Annotated in this window: 17 protein-coding genes; 8 read left to right on the top strand and 9 right to left on the bottom strand. The window is 61.9% G+C overall.

The genetic code is table 11. The features are described from left to right. Window positions 1–7 precede the first annotated feature (7 nt). The 5 genes from L1069_RS13040 to L1069_RS13060 all read right to left on the bottom strand — a co-directional run bounded on the left by L1069_RS13040 (window position 8) and on the right by L1069_RS13060 (window position 6,779). Entirely contained in the window at window positions 8–553 is a 546-nt protein-coding gene (locus tag L1069_RS13040) for a sarcosine oxidase subunit gamma (RefSeq protein WP_237455950.1), read from the bottom strand. Then, on the bottom strand, window positions 546–3,491 hold the full coding sequence (locus L1069_RS13045) for a sarcosine oxidase subunit alpha family protein (protein WP_237455951.1): 2,946 nt from the start codon (window positions 3,489–3,491) through the stop codon (window positions 546–548). Before L1069_RS13045 ends, L1069_RS13040 begins: the two co-directional genes overlap by 8 nt. Beyond that, window positions 3,488–3,757 carry a sarcosine oxidase subunit delta gene (locus L1069_RS13050; protein ID WP_129371583.1) on the bottom strand — a complete coding sequence of 90 codons (270 nt, stop codon included), beginning with the start codon at window positions 3,755–3,757 and terminating at the stop codon, window positions 3,488–3,490. Before L1069_RS13050 ends, L1069_RS13045 begins: the two co-directional genes overlap by 4 nt. A 66-nt stretch (window positions 3,758–3,823) precedes the next feature. After that, the gene (locus tag L1069_RS13055) at window positions 3,824–5,077 is read right to left on the bottom strand and encodes a sarcosine oxidase subunit beta family protein (RefSeq protein WP_237455952.1); all 1,254 of its coding nucleotides are present in this window, start codon (window positions 5,075–5,077) and stop codon (window positions 3,824–3,826) included. A 271-nt stretch (window positions 5,078–5,348) separates the two neighbouring features. Next, on the bottom strand, window positions 5,349–6,779 hold the full coding sequence (locus L1069_RS13060; RefSeq protein WP_237455953.1) for a Glu/Leu/Phe/Val dehydrogenase: 1,431 nt from the start codon (window positions 6,777–6,779) through the stop codon (window positions 5,349–5,351). Window positions 6,780–7,163: 384 nt separating this feature from the next. Between L1069_RS13060 and L1069_RS13065 the strand changes: the two genes are divergently transcribed. Genes L1069_RS13065 through L1069_RS13075 form a run of 3 tightly spaced genes read left to right on the top strand, consistent with a single transcriptional unit; the run spans window position 7,164 to window position 9,958 of the window. Further along, the gene (locus L1069_RS13065) at window positions 7,164–8,795 is read left to right on the top strand and encodes a pilus assembly protein TadG-related protein (protein ID WP_237455954.1); all 1,632 of its coding nucleotides are present in this window, start codon (window positions 7,164–7,166) and stop codon (window positions 8,793–8,795) included. Beyond that, window positions 8,792–9,328, top strand: coding sequence for a TadE/TadG family type IV pilus assembly protein (locus L1069_RS13070; RefSeq protein ID WP_129371587.1), 537 nt, complete (start codon window positions 8,792–8,794; stop codon window positions 9,326–9,328). The genes L1069_RS13065 and L1069_RS13070 overlap by 4 nt, the downstream gene beginning before the upstream one ends. Before the next feature lie 3 nt (window positions 9,329–9,331). Beyond that, window positions 9,332–9,958 carry a pilus assembly protein gene (locus tag L1069_RS13075; RefSeq protein WP_237455955.1) on the top strand — a complete coding sequence of 209 codons (627 nt, stop codon included), beginning with the start codon at window positions 9,332–9,334 and terminating at the stop codon, window positions 9,956–9,958. Between the two features lie 15 nt (window positions 9,959–9,973). Here L1069_RS13075 and L1069_RS13080 read toward each other — a convergent pair whose 3' ends face one another. Both L1069_RS13080 and L1069_RS13085 read right to left on the bottom strand, forming a co-directional pair. Next, window positions 9,974–10,447 (bottom strand): hypothetical protein, encoded by a 474-nt coding sequence (locus L1069_RS13080; protein WP_237455956.1) that lies wholly within the window; start codon window positions 10,445–10,447, stop codon window positions 9,974–9,976. A 102-nt stretch (window positions 10,448–10,549) separates the two neighbouring features. Next, entirely contained in the window at window positions 10,550–11,506 is a 957-nt protein-coding gene (locus tag L1069_RS13085; protein ID WP_129372932.1) for an NAD(P)-dependent oxidoreductase, read from the bottom strand. A 121-nt stretch (window positions 11,507–11,627) separates the two neighbouring features. Between L1069_RS13085 and L1069_RS13090 the strand changes: the two genes are divergently transcribed. The 3 genes from L1069_RS13090 to L1069_RS13100 all read left to right on the top strand — a co-directional run bounded on the left by L1069_RS13090 (window position 11,628) and on the right by L1069_RS13100 (window position 14,077). After that, complete coding sequence (locus L1069_RS13090; protein WP_237455957.1) at window positions 11,628–12,503, top strand: LysR family transcriptional regulator; 876 nt, start codon at window positions 11,628–11,630, stop codon at window positions 12,501–12,503. Between the two features lie 181 nt (window positions 12,504–12,684). Next, window positions 12,685–13,596, top strand: a complete 912-nt coding sequence (locus tag L1069_RS13095; protein WP_237455958.1) for a pirin family protein — start codon at window positions 12,685–12,687, stop codon at window positions 13,594–13,596. A 178-nt stretch (window positions 13,597–13,774) separates the two neighbouring features. Further along, window positions 13,775–14,077, top strand: a complete 303-nt coding sequence (locus L1069_RS13100; RefSeq protein WP_237455959.1) for an antibiotic biosynthesis monooxygenase — start codon at window positions 13,775–13,777, stop codon at window positions 14,075–14,077. 14 nt (window positions 14,078–14,091) lie between these two features. On the opposite strand, the gene L1069_RS13105 is transcribed toward L1069_RS13100, so the two are convergent. Both L1069_RS13105 and L1069_RS13110 read right to left on the bottom strand, forming a co-directional pair. Continuing rightward, complete coding sequence (locus L1069_RS13105) at window positions 14,092–14,571, bottom strand: GNAT family N-acetyltransferase (protein WP_237455960.1); 480 nt, start codon at window positions 14,569–14,571, stop codon at window positions 14,092–14,094. Then, window positions 14,568–15,155 carry a TetR/AcrR family transcriptional regulator gene (locus L1069_RS13110; protein ID WP_237455961.1) on the bottom strand — a complete coding sequence of 196 codons (588 nt, stop codon included), beginning with the start codon at window positions 15,153–15,155 and terminating at the stop codon, window positions 14,568–14,570. The genes L1069_RS13105 and L1069_RS13110 overlap by 4 nt, the downstream gene beginning before the upstream one ends. A 177-nt stretch (window positions 15,156–15,332) precedes the next feature. Between L1069_RS13110 and L1069_RS13115 the strand changes: the two genes are divergently transcribed. Next, window positions 15,333–15,587, top strand: a complete 255-nt coding sequence (locus L1069_RS13115) for a hypothetical protein (RefSeq protein WP_237455962.1) — start codon at window positions 15,333–15,335, stop codon at window positions 15,585–15,587. A 116-nt stretch (window positions 15,588–15,703) separates the two neighbouring features. Next, window positions 15,704–16,990: a homoserine dehydrogenase gene (locus L1069_RS13120; RefSeq protein ID WP_129371596.1), complete on the top strand. Its 1,287-nt coding sequence runs from the start codon at window positions 15,704–15,706 to the stop codon at window positions 16,988–16,990. The last annotated feature ends 7 nt before the right edge of the window (window positions 16,991–16,997 follow it).

Consider the following 16,997-nt stretch of genomic DNA (forward strand, 5'->3'; position numbering starts at 1 on the left):
CCAAAGGTTACCCCCGCGCCGCGACAGCTTCCATCGCTGTTTTCAAATCATGCACAAGCGTTTTCGCCATCGAGCGGAACACCATGATCTGAAACGCCTGCGGCCCAGTGCGGGTCACCGAGGCCATCATGTGCTTCAGCTCGGTCCGTGCAGTATGGCCGCGCTTGAACACCTGGCTCCGCAGATCAACCGGCACCAGCCGCGCCAGCACGTCCTCAGCGCCAGCGCCTTCCAGCCGCACCACGGCCCAGGCGTCGCTCTGATCCGTCAGCGCGGCGTGCTTGGCCAGCTTGGCATCCGGCGCAAGCCCCATCAGCAATGCCATGCCCCGCCCGAACCAGACCGCGCGGCTGCCGGCCTTGCCGGTTGCACGGTTTACCGCCGGGAAGGCCATGCCATGGGCCGTTTCCAGCGCTTTGCTCAGCGCCTCCTGCTGGCCCTTGAACGGGGCCACGGTCCACATCGCACCGGGATGTTCCTCGGTCAGACTCATGCCGCCGATGGTTGCCGGAACCAGTCCTTCACAGGGGCTTTTTGCAATCAGTTCAGCCACGGGCACGCCCTCCTTCGGGGTCAAAGAACACAGGCGGCACAACCTCGCACAGGGTATCAACGCCGCGCATGTGGTCAACCAGACGCACGGTTTCGCCGATCCGCTCCGGTCCTTCTTTCAGAAAGGCCAGGCCAATCGGGCACCCCAGCGCCGGCGAATAACCGGCCGAGGTCACGTAACCCTGATCATAGATCCGCTCGACCGGGTCGCCCGGCGTGAACAGATGGGCCCCGGCAGTGATCTCCTTAGCCGCGCCAACCGGCTTCAGGCCCACAAGGCGCATCCGGTCCTCGGCCATCAGCCCCTCGCGGGTGGACATCGGCTTGCCCAGAAAATCCTTCTTCCTGGACATCATCCCCTGCAGCCCCAGGTCAAAGGCGGTCACTGTGCCATTGATCTCGGCATGGGTGATCAGACCCTTTTCGATCCGCAGCACGTTCAGCGCTTCCATCCCATAGGCACCGCCGCCCATCGCCTCGGCCCGCTTCAGCAGCTCGCGGAACAGGCTTTCACCATAACGCGCAGGAACGGCCACCTCATAGGCATGCTCGCCCGAGAAAGAGATCCGGAACAGCCGCCCCTTGACGCCCAGCATGGTCGCCTCGCCGCAGCTCATGAAAGGCCAGGTTTCGCCGTTGACCTCCTCGTCCAGCAGCCCGTTCAGCAGCTCCTGCGACTTGGGGCCTGCTACGGCAAACTGCGCCCATTGCTCGGTCACCGAGGTGAACCGCACGTCCCAATCCGGGCAGAGCGCCTGGGAAACAAACTCCATATGCGCCATCACCTGCCCCGCCGCGGCGGTTGTGGTGGTCATCACATAGTGGTTCTCGCCCAGCCGCGCGGTGGTGCCGTCATCCATGACAAAGCCGTCTTCGCGCAGCATCAGCCCATAGCGGACCTTGCCAACCTTCAGCGTGCTGAAGGTGTTGGTATAAAGATGATCAAGGAACTTGCCTGCATCGGCGCCCTGAATGTCGACCTTGCCCAGGGTGGAGACATCGCAAATGCCCACCGCATTGCGCACGCACGTCACTTCCCGGTCGCAGGACTGGCGCCAATTGGTCTCCCCCGGCTTCGGATAATAGGCGGCGCGGTACCACAGCCCGACCTCCAGCTGATGCGCGCCGCGGGTGTCGCTCTCGCCGTGCGACGTCAGGAAGCGCTGCGGCTTAAAGCCCTCATCCGTGGCCCCTGCCCCGATGGCACCAATGGCCACCGGCACAAACGGCGGCCGGAAGGTGGTGGTGCCGGTCTCGGGGATCGTCCGCCCCGTCGCATCCGCCAGCACCGCCAGCGCTGCAACGTTTGAGTTCTTGCCCTGATCGGTTGCCATCCCTTGGGTGGTGTAGCGCTTCATATGCTCGACCGAGCGGAAATTCTCGACCGCTGCCTGCTTTACATCCTTGACGGTGACGTCGTTCTGGAAATCAAGCCAGGCGCGGCCCTTGCCCGGCACCGCCCAGAGCGCCGCAATACGGTAAGGATCATCCTCCGCATCCGGCAGATCACCGGCAGCGGGTTTCAGGCCCAGCGCTTCCAGTACCTTAGCCGCAGCATCCGCGCCTTCGCGCAGCGCGCCTGCGGTGGAGAACGTACCGTTACAGGCGCCCGCCGTAACCATCCCCGGCACGGCGCCCTCTGCGGGAACAAAGGCCAGCGCATCGCGTTTCCAAACGGGGCGGCTGTTCAAGTGGCAGGTCAGATGCACCGACGGGTTCCAGCCGCCGGACATCGCCAGGCAGTCGGTCTGGATCTTCTCCTCGCCCTTGACCGAGCGCACAGTGATGCTGTCCACCCGATGCCGTCCGGCGGAACCGCAAACCTGCGCGCCCTTGATCACCTGATACGGGCCGCTGTCCGGCGCCTCATGGCGGCTGTCGATCACCGCCGCGATGTGGACGCCTGCATCATGCAGGTCGCGTGCGGTGCGGTGCGCCTGATCGTTGTTGGCAAAGACGGTGACCCGCTCCCCCGGCGCCACGCCCCAGCGGTTCAGATAGGCGCGCACGGCGCCCGCCATCATGATGCCAGGCCGGTCATTGTTGCGGAACGCCACGGGACGCTCGATCGCGCCTGCCGCCAGCACCGCATGTTTGGCCGCGATCCGCCAGAAGCATTCGCGCGGCAGGTGGCTGCCTTTCAGCGAATGGCGCCGCGGCAAATGGTGCGAAACCCGCTCCAGCGCGCCATAAGTGCCCTGATCATAGGCGCCGGTGACAGCAGTGCGGGTCATCAGCCGCACATTGTCCATCGCCTCAAGCTCAGCCAGCACGTCCGCGGCCCACTCATGGCCCGGCTTGCCGCTGACGTCTTCGCGTTCCGCCAAAAGACGCCCGCCCATGCGGCTGTCTTCCTCTGCCAGAATCACATCGGCCCCGGCCCGGCCCGCAGTCAGCGCCGCCATCAGCCCGGCAGGACCCGAACCGATCACCAGCACATCGCAAAAGGCAAAGGCTTTCTCATACCGGTCCTGATCCGCCTCGCCCGACAGCGCACCAAGCCCTGCCGCATTGCGGATCATCGGCTCATAGAGCTTTTCCCAGAACGCAGCCGGCCACATGAAAGTCTTGTAATAGAACCCTGCAGTAAAAAACGGCGCCGCCAGGTCATTGACCGCCATCACGTCACGTTCGACCGAGGGCCAGCAGTTCTGACTGCGCGCCTCCAGCCCCTCGAATATTTCTTGCTGGGTCGCGCGGACGTTCGGATCCTGCTGGCCGCCGGTGCCGGTGGTCACCAGTGCGTTCGGCTCTTCGCTGCCCGCGGTCAGCACCCCGCGCGGACGGTGGTATTTGAACGACCGCGCCATCAGATGCACATCATTGGCCAGCAAGGCAGCGGCCAGGGTGTCCCCTTCCAGCCCCATCAGGTGGCGGCCATTAAATGAGAACGTAACCGGCTTCGCACCCTGGTTCAGCCCCTTGCCTGGAAGTCTCATGCCTTACCTCCCAGCCCGGCCTCGGACGCCAGCTGCACCGCCAGAATCTCATGGGTCGACGTATTGCGAGTTACCTTCAGCCAGGAATTGCAGCCCATCTCGTGATACCACAGCTCATCCAGCGGCCCCGCCGGGTTTTGCCGCAGGTTCACATACTCGTGCCAGGCATCCAGACCAGCGCCTTCAGCCGGGCGCACTACTGCTGCACCTTTGTAATAGAATTCGCGGCGGTCCCTTTCGCCGCAGAGCGGACAGGCAATCCTCATGACCAGCGCCCTTTCATCTTTCTGAAAAAACTCCCGCCGGAGGCAAACCCGGCGCATTCAAAACGCTTAGTGCAAGTTATGCTGCGCACCGGTCCCCTCCTCATCCATCAGGCCATGACCGCTGCGGAAACGGTCGAGCTTCAGTTTGGTTGCTGCCCCATGCGGGCGGTCCGTGGCGATCAGATGGGCATAGACATGGCCTGACGCCGGCGTCGCCTTAAAGCCGCCGTAACACCAGCCGCAATTCAGATAGAGGCCGTCAACCGGCGAATGATCGATAATGGGCGAGCCATCCGGCGTCATATCCATAATGCCGCCCCAGCTGCGCAAGAGCCGCGCCTTGCTGACCGCCGGCACCATCGCCACAAAGCTCTCCATCGTGTGCTCCACCATCGGCAGGTTCCCCCGCGCGGCGTAAGAGCTGTAGAAATCCAGGTAGCTGCCAAACACCAGCCCGCCCTTATCCGACTGGCTGATGTAGAGATGCCCTTCGGCAAAGGTGATCACATGATCCACGATGGGTTTCAGCCCTTCGGAAACAAAGGCCTGCAGCACGTGGCTTTCAATCGGCAGGGTCAGACCCGCCATCGCCGCCACCTGGCCGGAGCGCCCCGCAGCGGCCAGCGCCACCTTCTTGGCCCGGATCGGTCCGCGTGCAGTCTGCACGCCAACAACCTTGCCGTTCTCCACGTCGATGCCGGTGACTTCGCAGTTCTGGATCAGATCCACCCCGCGCATATCGGCACCGCGGGCATACCCCCAGGCCACCGCGTCATGGCGCGCAGTGCCCGCCCGGCGCTGCATCAGCCCGCCCATGATCGGGAAGCGGTTGCTGTCAAAATTCAGGAACGGCGCCAGCGCGCGCACCTGTTCGCGGCTCAGGATCTCAGCATCGTCACCCTGGTTGATGATCGCGTTGCCCCGCCGCACTGCGGCGTCGCGCTGACCGTCATTGTGGTAGAGATTGAGGATGCCGCGCTGCGACATCATCGCGTTGTAATTCAGGTCCTGCTCCATCCCTTCCCACAGTTTCAGCGAGTGGGAATAAAACTCGGAATTGCCCGGCAGGTAGTAGTTGGCGCGCACGATTGTGGTGTTGCGCCCCACATTGCCGCCGCCGAGATAACCCTTTTCCAGCACTGCAACATTGGTAATGCCGTGTTCTTTGGCCAGGTAATAGGCGGTCGCCAGACCGTGGCCGCCGCCGCCGATGATCACCACGTCATATTCAGACTTGGGCGCGGGGTCGCGCCAGTGCGGCGTCCAGCCCTTGTTTCCGGTGAGCCCCTCTTTGAGCACACGCCATCCCGAAAACCGCATGTCGTCCCTCCCCGTCAAATCACTTCCGGTGCCCGGAAAAAAGGTGACCCGGACCCTGGCGGCATTGCTACCCGCTTTCGCCTGCTGCTCCTAGCCCCAAGGATTAATTTGCGGCAGTCCAGCCCGGCTTTGCTGCAAAACACACGAACTAACCACATGTGTCTAGTGGTAATTGCGACAGGTCGTGACGTATTCCGGTTCACTAGCGAATAAAAACGGGGCGGAGAGTTTTCCCTCCGCCCCGGCTGTAATCAAAGTGCCCGCTGGCTGGTCAGAGACCCTTGGCGTGATAACTTTTGGCGACCTTGTCGATCGACACCAGATAGGCGGCAGTACGAAGGTCGGTGACATCGTCCCGGCTGTGCCAGACCTCACGCATCGACTGGTAGGCCACCCGCATAGTGTCATCGAGGCCCGAGCGCACAAGTTCCAGCTCACCCGCGCCCTTAAGGTACTTGTCCTTGAAATTCGGCGACATCGACCAGGTATTGCCCATCACGTCGTCCAGACGCTGCAGCTCGTCGATCACCAGCTGGTGGCGCGCCTCTTCCTGGCGGCGCTGCATGCGTCCGAAACGGATGTGGGACAGGTTCTTCACCCATTCGAAGTATGACACCGTCACACCGCCCGCGTTGGCATACATGTCGGGAATGATCACGGTGCCCTTCTTGCGCAGAATGTCATCCGCACCGGCAGTCACCGGACCGTTTGCAGCCTCGATGATCAGCGGCGCCTTCACGCGTTCGGCGTTGGACAGGTTGATCACCCCCTCCAGCGCCGCCGGGATCAGGATGTCGCAGTCTTCTTCCAGCAGCAGCGCGCCGTCTTCCACATACTGGGCATCCGGGTAGCCAGCCACGCCGCCATGCTTGATGATCCAATTGCGCACCGCCTCGACGTCCAGGCCACCGGGGTTCGACAATCCGCCGTCCCGTTCGATGATGCCGGTGATCCGCGAACCATCTTCCTCGGACAGGAATTTGGCCGCGTGATAGCCCACGTTGCCAAGCCCCTGAACAATGACCCGCTTGCCATCCAGCTTGCCGCTCAGGCCAGCTGCTGCCTTGTCTTCCTCGTAACGGAAGAATTCCTGCAGCGCATATTGCACGCCGCGGCCCGTGGCCTCGACCCGGCCCGAGATGCCGCCGGCATTCAGCGGCTTGCCGGTGACACAAGCCTTGGCGTTGATGTCGGTGGTGTTCATGCGCGCATACTGGTCCGCAATCCAGGCCATCTCACGCTCGCCGGTGCCCATGTCGGGCGCTGGAACGTTCTGAGAGGGATGGATCAGGTCGCGCTTGGCCAGTTCATAGGCAAAGCGGCGGGTGATCAATTCCAGTTCGTGCTCTTCATATTCGCGCGGATCAATGCAAAGCCCGCCCTTGGAGCCGCCGAACGGCGCCTCCACCAGGGCGCATTTATAGGTCATCAGCGCCGCCAGCGCTTCGACCTCGTCCTGATTAACACCGGTGGCATAACGGATGCCGCCCTTGACGGGCTCCATATGTTCGGAATGGACCGAGCGGTAGCCGGTGAATGTATGCATGGCGCCACGCAGGCGCACCCCGAACCGCACCGTATAGGTCGCGTTGCAGACCCGGATCTTTTCCTCCAGCCCCGGCGGCAAATCCATCAGGGACACGGCCCGGTTAAACATCAGGTCCACGCTCTCGCGGAAGCTCGGCTCTGTGCGGCTGCTCATCTAAAATCTTCTCCGTGCTCAAACATCGACTCGATGCCGATGATGCCTTCACTCTATGCAGAGAAGATTAAGGAGTGCGACCTTTTTGACCATTCCCTGCCAAAAAGATTCGCATTTTAGCGAAAGACTCACGATTCGCCGCTTGCCCGGAACCATTGTGCCGCAGACTGCAACAACTCCGCAGGATACCCGGCAATTGAAACCCCAAATCACTACAATCACATGTTTTTCGGCGCAAACCCGCCCCAATTCCGCCACGTTCGGCAGCCATTAATTATGTGTAAATTCCGCGTCTAGAGCCGGGCTGATCTGTTCAAGAACCGGCGGGGGGGTGTTTAAATGCATAGACGTCACAAGGGGTCCAAAGCGCTGAGCAGCCCGCTCATGCAGCGGTGTCTGGCCGGTGCTCAAGCCTACCTGCGGGAAGAAGATGGTGTTCTGGCCAAACCGATGATCGGTACTTTCCTGGCTATGGTTGCGGTGGGCGGAATTGGCGTGGACCTGATGCGGATGGAACGCGACCGCACCATGCTGCAGTACACGCTTGACCGGGCGGCACTGGCAGCGGCGGACCTGGATCAAGAGAAGTTACCTGATGCAGTCGTGCTGGACTATCTCTCGAAATCCGGTCTTCAGGAGTACTATCAGGCACCCTGGTGGGAAGCCGGCTTGGGTTTCAAGAAAGTGCAGGCCACGATCGACACAACCTTTCCCACCCACATGCTGGGTTTCGCCGGTGTCGATGAAATGCCGCTATATGCCACCTCCCGAGCTGAAGAGAGCATCGACGGTCTGGAAATTTCACTGGTACTGGACGTATCCGGTTCGATGACCCGTAACAGCCGCCTGACCAATCTGCAGGCTGCGGCCAAGGATTTCATCGACACCATGGTGGCAAACACCACCGATGGCAAAATGTCGATCTCAATCGTGCCTTACGCCACCCAAGTTTCGGTCCCGGAAAACCTGATCGGCCAATACGCTTTGGACGAGTTGCACGACTATTCGTATTGCGTGAACTTTGATGGCTCGGATTTCAGCACAACCAGCCTGTCCACCACCGCACCGCTGGAGCAAACAATGCATTTCTCGCCCTGGTCCAGCAATGACCGGCGCGATAACGGCGATTTCGTTCAATCCCCTGTCTGCGTTGCCGCTTCGGATAGCTCACGGGCGATCCTTCCCTTTCAGAAGGATGCCGCAGCTCTCAAAACCTTCATCGATGGTCTTTGGGGTGGCGGCAACACCTCCATCGACATTGGGATGAAATGGGGTACGACCCTGCTGGATCCTTCAGCCCGGCCCGCGATAAACGCCCTGACCGCCGGTCCGGATGCGTCTATTCCAAGTGATTTTTCAACCCGTCCCTCGGAATACACAGACTCGGATACCGTCAAAGTGATCGTGCTGATGACAGATGGCCAGAACACCTCGCAGTACTATGTCGAAAGCGACCATCGCGAGGGCGACTCCTACGTCTGGTATACGGAAACGAGTCCCGGCAGTGGCGTTTACTCAACACTCAGGCCATCGACCGGCAGCTATTACTGGCACAATGGCGGCGGCTGGCAGGACCATCCGTTCGGTGCCGGGAACGACACAGTCTGCACCAACTCTTATAATGGCTACTGTTATGGTTACACAACCGAAAGCGGCACGCCGGTCCGGCTCTCCTATTCCGATTTGTTCGCGCAGACGCCGCTCAAATATCTGTACAAATATATCTACGCCGACTGGATGGGCACATCTTCCGCCCGCAGCGAGTGGTATTACGGCGTTTACGACTCCTACGGCAACTCGGAAAAGAACACCCGCACCCGCAGCATCTGCGAAGCCGCCAAAGATCAGGGCATCATCGTCTACACAATCGGCTTTGAGGCGCCCAGCAACGGGGTGGCGGTGCTGCAGGACTGCGCCAGCTCCGACTCCCATTATTTTGACGTGCAAGGCCTGGAGATCGCCGATGCCTTTTCCTCGATCGCTACCTCGATCCGCCAATTGAGGCTGACCCAATGATCCGCTGCATCACACAAAAACTGCGCCGGTTCAGGGCACACGACGATGGCAACGCCTCTGTTGAGTTCGCCATCGTCATCCCCGCCTTCCTGCTGGCACTGATGTCGACCGTGGAGCTGGGGCTGATCAATCTGCGCCACTCGCAGCTGGAACGCGCCCTGGACCTGACTGTGCGTGACATTCGCCTGAACACCGGCGCCAATAAAGACCACGCGCAAATCCGCGACGAAATCTGCGAACTTTCCGGGTTCATAGACGACTGCGCGTCATCTCTGAAGCTTGAAATGGTGCGAGCCGACCCGTTCAATTGGACAGGGATTGATCCAGATCCGGATTGCATCAACCGGATCGAAGAAGTGAACCCAGACGTAACCTTCGAACATGGGCAATCCAATGAGCTGATGCTGATCCGTGCCTGCATGAAGTTTAAGCCCATCCTGCCAACCTGGGGATTGGGACAAAGCCTATCCAAGGATGATGACGGCCGGATCAGCCTGACCGCCGCATCCGCATTTGTTCAGGAACCGAGGTGAGCCATGCTGACTGCCCTGATACCGAAATTTTCCGGCCAAGCCCTGCCCCGCAATCTGCGCATCTTCCGCTGCAGAACCGAGGGGAGCGTATCGGTCGAATTCGCACTCTATACCCCCCTGTTATTGGCCCTGTTTGCCTCCATCTACACGTTCTTTGACGCCTTCCGCCGCGACAGTGTCAATCTCAAAGCTGCTTACACCATCTCAGACCTGATCTCGCGTGAAACAACGGCGATCAACGACGACTATATCGACAGCATGTACGAAATGGCGCAACTCCTGATCCGGCAGGATTCACAGCTTGGCCTTCGGGTATCGGTGGTTCGCTGGGACGACGATGACGCCAAATACTATGTAGATTGGTCCGAAGTCCGCGGCACGTCCGATATCACATGGACTGACACCACCATCAACACTGTCGCCGGTAAACTTCCGGACATGCCGGATCAGGAACGGGTCATTCTGGTGGAGACCTTCAACGAGATGGAGCCTGCCTTCAATGTCGGCCTGCCGACGCTGAACCTGGACAATTTCATCTTCACCCGCCCGCGTTTTGCCCCGCTTGTCGTTTTCGAAGGCAGCGCTACCGGTTCCGGCAGCCACAATGATGGCGGTGAAAGTACCGACTGAGCCAGAAGCGCGGCCTTATTGGCCGCGCTGCGCCATCATCGCCGCCAGGATTTCCGACATCGCCTTGCCTTGCGATCCCGGCGTTACCCCGCCAATGCCGATCCGGCGGCCCGACCGCCACCACAGCCCGGGCATCCAGATCCTGGAGCCTTGCGCACCGGTCCGGATCAAAAACCCGTTGGACGGCTTAAAGGCAAAAAAGCCGCGGTCGATGGCTTTGATATCTTCAACCTTGGCAATCAGCTGGCCATTTGAACAGCGCAGCTCCTCTGCTGTCAGCTCGATCCGGTGCACGGTTGCCTGCCACATCCGCACCGCCAGCCACAGTGCCGCTGCGCCAACCGCCAGCAGAAACACCAGCCATGCCGGAGACGGCGGCGCCGCGAAGGCGACATAAAGCAGCAGGCAGCCGGTCAATCCCAGCATCGCCGTGCCCATGATCCGCCGCCCGCCGGAGGCTTCTATTGTGGCCAGGACCTCGTTGTTCATCCGCTGCTCCCCTTGCTGCTGCGCCGGGCATAAACCGGATTTACCAAAGAAAACAGCCCCCGCCGAAGCAGGGGCTGGATGCGGCCGTGCAAGCGGGGAAACTTATTCCGCAGCAGCGCGGCGCACGACCACCTCATAGCCCGGCTCTTCCGGTTCGTCGTCAATCAATTCCTGCGGGAAACCCGGCGCGGTGACGGAGAGGCCGGTGGCCTCTTCCAGACGCTCGATCATCCGGTCGGACTGCGCCCGCTCGCCATAACGGCGCTGGCCGTCCTTCATCATCTCGATCATCAGCGGCGACAGCTCCAGCGGCACATTGCTGCGGTCCGCCAGGGTCTGGAACAGGCCGATGTCCTTCATCACCAGATCCATGGTGAAATTCACATTGCGTGATCCGGACAGGATCAGCTGGCTTTCGGTCTCATGCGCAAAAGAGGTGCCCGACGACATCGAAATCGCCTCAAACGTCATGCCCAGATCCATGCCGCTGGCCTTCATCACCGTCAGCGCCTCGCAGACCGCCAGCATGTTGATATTGGCCAGATAGTTGGTCATCACTTTCAGAACCGACGAATTGCCGACCTCGCCCACGTGCAGAATGCGGCGCCCCATGGTTGTCAGGATCGGCAGAATACGGTCGAACGTCGCGCGCTCGCAGCCCGCATAGATCGATATATTACCGGTGTCTGCCCGATGGCAGCCGCCGGACACAGGGCAGTCGACCGGCTGACCGCCGCGTTCGGCAATCAAGGCGCCCAAGCGCTTTACCTCAGCCACATCGGTGGTGGACATTTCCATCCAGACCTTGCCTGGCTGCACATGCGGCAGCATCTCGGTGACCACCGCATCGGATGCCGCAGGGCTTGGCAGGCAGGTGATGACCGCATCGCAATCCTGCATCATTTGCGCCGGGCTGCCGCCTGCTTTGGCACCGCGCGCCACAAAGGACTGCACCAGATCCGCATCCAGATCGTGCACGGTCACGTCCAGACCGTTGCGCACCAGGCTGCCGGCCAGTTTGCCGCCAACGTTGCCAAGGCCGATAAAGCCGACTTTCATGTCCGTCGCCATGTCGAATGTCTCCTCCCGGGGTATGTCTTTGCGATATGGCTAGCTTGACCTCCGCCAAAATTAAAACGAATAATAAAACGGTCTGACCCCAGGAAAATTTGCAACACTAATGTCCGACCTGCCCAATCTCGTCTGGCTGCGCGCGTTTGAGGCCGCCGCTCGTCTGAAGAGCTTCACCGCTGCGGCAGAGGAACTGGGGCTGACCCAGGCCGCCGTCAGCCATCAGGTGCGCAGCCTGGAGAAAAGCTTTGGCATCACTTTTTTTATCCGCCGGTCGCGCCATCTGGAACTGACAGAGCTGGGCCATGCCTATTACCCTTCGGTGGCGCAGGCGCTGACCGACATCGCGTATTCCACCCGCGGGCTGCTGGGGCATGCGCAGACCCGCACGGTGACGATACGGGCACCGGTCTCGACTGCTGTCCTATGGGTGGCGCCGCGGCTGGGGGTGTTCCACGCCGCCAATCCGCATATCCGCATCCGGCTTATCTCTGCCGTCTGGGCCGACAGCACCCAGGACGAGGACGTAGATATCGACCTGCGGCTCGGGCCATCCGGCTGGTTCGGCCGCCGTGCGCATCTGCTTTCAGCTGAGACCGTGATCCCCGTGGCGCAGCCGCAGCTGGCCGGACGGATGCGGTCCGTGGACCAGCTGTTCGACCAGACGCTGATCCATATCCATGGCTATCAGGACCATTGGCTGCGGCTGTCCGAACAAGAAGGCGTGCCGCTGAAGGACCGCACCGCGCCGCTCTATGTGGACACCTCTTTGGCAGCGATAGAAATGACGGCCTCTGGTGCTGGTGTGGCCATGCTGATGCGCCGCTATGCCGAACTGCCGCTGTCGCAGGGCCGGCTGGCACGGGTTCTTGGTGCAGAAATCCCCATGGGTCAGGGCCACTACCTGATGCCCGCCGCCGGAGAGGCCCCGAACAGCGCCGAAGTATCCCTGGCACGCGATTGGATTGTATCGCTGTTCGGCTGAACAGCGATGGCCCCTTGCCCGGCCTTGGCGCCTGCGGCGCCGCACCCCGTTGGGCCGGGCAGCCCTGCGGGCTGGAGCGCTCCGTTCGCACACGCACAGAAGCCGTGTTTCAACGCCCGTTTTCCAGCGGCACCGCACAGCCTATCTTGCCGTCAGTCAATAAAACCCAGGAGACAGGCAGATGTCCCTTAGACCGATACTCGAAACCCGTCCGGCACAGCCCCATACCGAGGGCGCCGGCGTGAAACTGCACCGCGCCTTCGGATTTCAGGATCCGTCGGAGCTGGACCCGTTCCTGCTGTTCGACGATTTCCGCAATGAAAACCCCGAAGACTATCTGCGCGGCTTCCCCTGGCATCCGCACCGGGGCATCGAGACCATAACTTATGTGCTGTCCGGCACGGTCGAACATGGCGACTCGCTGGGAAATGCGGGCACCCTGGGTGCAGGCGACGTGCAGTGGATGACCGCCGGCTCTGGCATCCTGCATCAGGAGATGCCATCGGGCAACGCGCAAGGCCAGATGCATGGTTTCCAGCTTTGGGGCAACCTGCCTGCCAGCGAGAAAATGACCGCGCCGCGTTATCAGGATGTGAGCGGCACCGAGATCCCTGAAATCATCGAAGACGACGGCACACGGGTGAAAGTGATTGTCGGAGATTTCTGGGGCAAGCGCGGCCCGGTGGACGGTATTGCCGCCGATCCGCAGTATCTGGATGTGTTTATTCCGGCGGGTGTGAAAAAGACTCTGCCGATCGACACTTACCGCCGCGCCTTTGCCTATGTGTTCGAAGGCCAGGCGGCTTTTGCTGACGCTTCAGCGCCGCAAGGGGTGCTGCTGGAAAAAGAAGTGGCAGGCGAAGAGGTCAACATCCGCGACCTGTCCGGCGACCGTACCCTGATCCGCTTTGGCACCGGCGATGAGATCACCGTCCAGGCGGGCCCCGAGGGCGTGCGTTTCCTGCTGATCTCCGGCGCGCCGATCCACGAGCCGGTAGCCTGGCACGGGCCCATCGTGATGAATACCCAGGCAGAGCTGCAACAGGCCTTCCGCGACCTGCGCAACGGGACATTTATAAAGCCCGCGCACTGATCGGGAAAACCGGTGCCCACTTTTCCCTGTGCGCGGCGCAGGCCCGCGCACTGACCCGGAAAACCGCTGCCCGCTATTCCCTGTGCGCGGCGCAGGCCCGCGCACAGGGAAAACCGCGTCCGCCAAAACGGACGCGGTATGCTATACTCCCTGCGCCAATAAGCGTTGGGGGGGAGTGATGATTATCCGGGTGTTCCGTGCCACCGTCCGCGAGGGCAGGATCGAGGACTTCAAGGCCTTTCTGACCGGCAGCGCCATTCCGCATGTGCGCCGCCAGCCGGGGCTGGTCTCGGTCACCGCCGGGCTGCCGCGGCCGGACTCGCCTGCCACCTTCTGCGTCGTCATGGTCTGGGAGAGCATCGAGGCGCTGCAGGCCTTTGCAGGCGAGAACTGGGAGCAGCCGCATGTGCTGCCGGAGGAAGACCCGATGGTGCTAAGCCGCCAGATCGACCATTACGATATGATCGGGCTGTTGAGCTGACAGACCTGCCGCAGTCAGCCGCCGGCACGCCAGCTGTAAACAGTTTCGGTGCCCGACGGCCCGGGTGTGAAACCGGCTTTTTCCAGCACCCTGGCCGAGGCCGCGTTCTGCTGCATGACCCCGCCGCTGATCGTCACGCCACTGCCGCGGAAATGAGCCTGCAAGCCCCCAAGCAGCTCGCTGGCCAGCCCTTGGCCCCAGGCAGCTTCGGCAAACAGATAGCCAAGGTTCCGGATGGCTGCGCCTTTGTCAGGAAAGGAAAAAATAACCAGCCCGATACCCTGCCCCGCAGTTTCGCGCAGGGCAATCACCTCGGCTTGCTGCGAGACCGCCTCCAGAAACGCCCGGCGGGCGCCATCGTCTTCTGGGGTCTGAAACCCGGAGGGCAGCCATTGCACCACTTTCGGCGCAAAGAGCTCCGCCATTTCGGCATCAGTCAGATTCCGCCATGGCACCGCCCGCAGACGGCTGGTTTGCAGATCCAGCAAGCTCATGCGCTGACCGCTTTTTGCACCATGCCCCAATAGACCTTCTCTACCTCATCCAGCGTCAGGCGACCCTCGGAACGGTACCATGTGTTGACCCCGTTCAGCATCGCAATCACCGCCAGTGTGGCGATTTTGGTATCGGGAATACGGAACACACGCTGCTCCACCCCCTCTTTCAGGATCGCCTCCACGCCGTTCTCATAATCCCGGCGCAGCGATTCGAGGGCGGAGAAATTTTCCTCCGTCAGGTTGCGCAGCTCCATATAGGCGATGAACACCGCATCCGGGCGCTCCAGGTGAAAGCGGATGTGAAAGCCGGTAAAGGCCCGCAGCCGCTCTGCCGCGCCCGCGGCCCGCGGCACCGCGTCCCAGGCCGCCTGCAGTTCCACCATATGTCCTTGCATCAGGTTGAACAGCAGGCTTTGCTTGTCCGGTGTGTAGTTATACAGCGCCCCGGCCTGCACCCCCACCTCCTTGGCGATCTGACGCATTGAGACGGCGGCATAGCCATGCTGCGCAAACAGCCGCAATGCGGCCTCGCGGATTTTGGGTCCGGTGATATCGGAATGGGAGCCTTGGGTACGTGCCATACCCGGACCGTAACTGAACACGCGTTCAGAAAAAAGAGAGAGAATGCCCGAAAGAGGTCCTGTTCCTGAACCCGGCGGCCCGGCCAGGCCAATCCCGGCACATGCAGGCGGGAAAGCAATTGTACGGCGGCCCCGGACACCTTAGAACCTCCAGGATAAAACACAGGATTTCGTACAATGCAGGTTTGGGTCCGGATTACATGTCTTCTGGCTTTGACGGCGGCAGCCGCCTGCACCCGCGTGCCCGAGCTGGAGGACCGGCTGACCCCGGATCTGCGCGGCGCAGGCTATCCGGAACTGCTGCCGCTGGATGACGCGCTGGAACCGCTCGACCCGCCGCAGCAGGCCGGCGCAGACCTGCAGGATGAGCTTGACGCCCGCAGCGCCCGGCTGAAACGCCGCGCCGAGGCGGTGAAAAACGCCGGATCCTAGGCCGTTCCCGGCTTTCCCTTCCGCATGTGCCGCAGGCAGGCGGCAGCAGCGTTGCACGCCCGCGCCGAACCCGCTAAGGCGGGGCCTGAGCATTTCGGAACAAAGGACCTCCAGCTATGACAGAACCGCTTCGTCTTGGGATTGCAGGTTTGGGCACGGTTGGCATCGGCGTGGTGAAGATCATCCGCCGCCATGCTGCGCTGCTGGAGGCACGGACCGGACGCCCCGTTGTGATCACCGCGGTGTCTGCCCGCGACGCCAATAAGGACCGTGGTGTATCGCTTAAGGATTACGCTTGGGAAACCGACCCGGTGGCGCTGGCCGTGCGCGACGACGTGGATGTGTTTGTCGAGCTGATGGGCGGCCATGAAGGCGCCGCCAAAGCCGCAACCGAGGCCGCACTTGCCGCGGGCAAGGATGTGGTCACCGCCAACAAGGCGCTGCTGGCGATCCATGGCCAGGCGCTGGCCGAACAGGCCGAGACCGCAGGCCGGGTGATCCGGTTCGAGGCTGCAGTGGCCGGCGGCATCCCGGTGATCAAATCGCTGACCGAAGGTCTGGCCGGCAATGAGATTACCCGCGTCATGGGCGTGATGAACGGCACCTGCAACTTTATCCTTACCCAGATGCAGGCCACCGGCCAGGGCTACAATGCCCTGTTTGAGGAATGCGGCCGTCTCGGCTATCTGGAGGCCGATCCGAACCTGGACGTGGGCGGCATCGACGCAGGCCACAAGCTGGCGCTGCTGTCCTCGATCGCATTCGGCACCAAGCCCGCCTTTGACGACGTGCAGCTGGAAGGCATCCAGCGCATCCAGCTGGAAGACATCCACGCCGCCGCCGACATGGGCTACCGCATCAAACTGCTGGGTGTGGCGCAACGCACCGCCCGCGGCCTGGAACAGCGCATGTCGCCCTGCCTGGTGCCTGCGAATTCCCCGCTCGGCCAGCTGGAAGGCGGCACCAATATGGTGGTGATCGAGGGTGATTCCATCGAACAAGTGGTGCTGCGCGGCCCCGGTGCCGGCGAAGGTCCGACGGCCAGCGCAGTGATGGGCGATGTCCTGGACCTGGCCCGCGGCCTGCGGATTGCAACCTTTGGCCAGCCCGCCGAAACACTGCAGGAAGTGCCCGCCGCCCAGACCGGCCTGCCCGCACCGTTCTATCTGCGCATGGGGCTGCTGGACAAACCCGGCGCGCTGGCCAAAGTTGCCGCAGTGCTGGGCGATGCCGGGGTTTCCATCGACCGGATGCGCCAGTACGGCCATTCCGAACCAACCGCACCGGTGCTGATTGTCACCCACAAATGCACCCGCGCCGCGCTGGATGCGGCACTGGACGGCCTCACCGCCACCGATGTGGTCGACGGCACCCCGGTTGCGCTGCGCATTGAAGAGGTTTGAGCGTCGC

It is taken from the genome of Leisingera sp. MMG026, from assembly GCF_021654205.1.
GTDB lineage: Bacteria > Pseudomonadota > Alphaproteobacteria > Rhodobacterales > Rhodobacteraceae > Leisingera.

Excerpts from the sequence above, each read along its gene's own strand:
- L1069_RS13080 (WP_237455956.1), bottom strand. The coding sequence starts at position 10,447 with ATGAACAACGAGGTCCTGGCCACAATAGAAGCCTCCGGCGGGCGGCGG.
- L1069_RS13120 (WP_129371596.1), top strand. The coding sequence starts at position 15,704 with ATGACAGAACCGCTTCGTCTTGGGATTGCAGGTTTGGGCACGGTTGGC.
- L1069_RS13065 (WP_237455954.1), top strand. The coding sequence starts at position 7,164 with ATGCAGCGGTGTCTGGCCGGTGCTCAAGCCTACCTGCGGGAAGAAGAT.
- L1069_RS13050 (WP_129371583.1), bottom strand. The coding sequence starts at position 3,757 with ATGAGGATTGCCTGTCCGCTCTGCGGCGAAAGGGACCGCCGCGAATTC.
- L1069_RS13100 (WP_237455959.1), top strand. The coding sequence starts at position 13,775 with ATGATTATCCGGGTGTTCCGTGCCACCGTCCGCGAGGGCAGGATCGAG.
- L1069_RS13105 (WP_237455960.1), bottom strand. The coding sequence starts at position 14,571 with ATGAGCTTGCTGGATCTGCAAACCAGCCGTCTGCGGGCGGTGCCATGG.
- L1069_RS13085 (WP_129372932.1), bottom strand. The coding sequence starts at position 11,506 with ATGAAAGTCGGCTTTATCGGCCTTGGCAACGTTGGCGGCAAACTGGCC.
- L1069_RS13055 (WP_237455952.1), bottom strand. The coding sequence starts at position 5,077 with ATGCGGTTTTCGGGATGGCGTGTGCTCAAAGAGGGGCTCACCGGAAAC.
- L1069_RS13115 (WP_237455962.1), top strand. The coding sequence starts at position 15,333 with ATGCAGGTTTGGGTCCGGATTACATGTCTTCTGGCTTTGACGGCGGCA.
- L1069_RS13075 (WP_237455955.1), top strand. The coding sequence starts at position 9,332 with ATGCTGACTGCCCTGATACCGAAATTTTCCGGCCAAGCCCTGCCCCGC.
- L1069_RS13070 (WP_129371587.1), top strand. The coding sequence starts at position 8,792 with ATGATCCGCTGCATCACACAAAAACTGCGCCGGTTCAGGGCACACGAC.
- L1069_RS13095 (WP_237455958.1), top strand. The coding sequence starts at position 12,685 with ATGTCCCTTAGACCGATACTCGAAACCCGTCCGGCACAGCCCCATACC.
- L1069_RS13045 (WP_237455951.1), bottom strand. The coding sequence starts at position 3,491 with ATGAGACTTCCAGGCAAGGGGCTGAACCAGGGTGCGAAGCCGGTTACG.
- L1069_RS13090 (WP_237455957.1), top strand. The coding sequence starts at position 11,628 with ATGTCCGACCTGCCCAATCTCGTCTGGCTGCGCGCGTTTGAGGCCGCC.
- L1069_RS13060 (WP_237455953.1), bottom strand. The coding sequence starts at position 6,779 with ATGAGCAGCCGCACAGAGCCGAGCTTCCGCGAGAGCGTGGACCTGATG.
- L1069_RS13110 (WP_237455961.1), bottom strand. The coding sequence starts at position 15,155 with ATGGCACGTACCCAAGGCTCCCATTCCGATATCACCGGACCCAAAATC.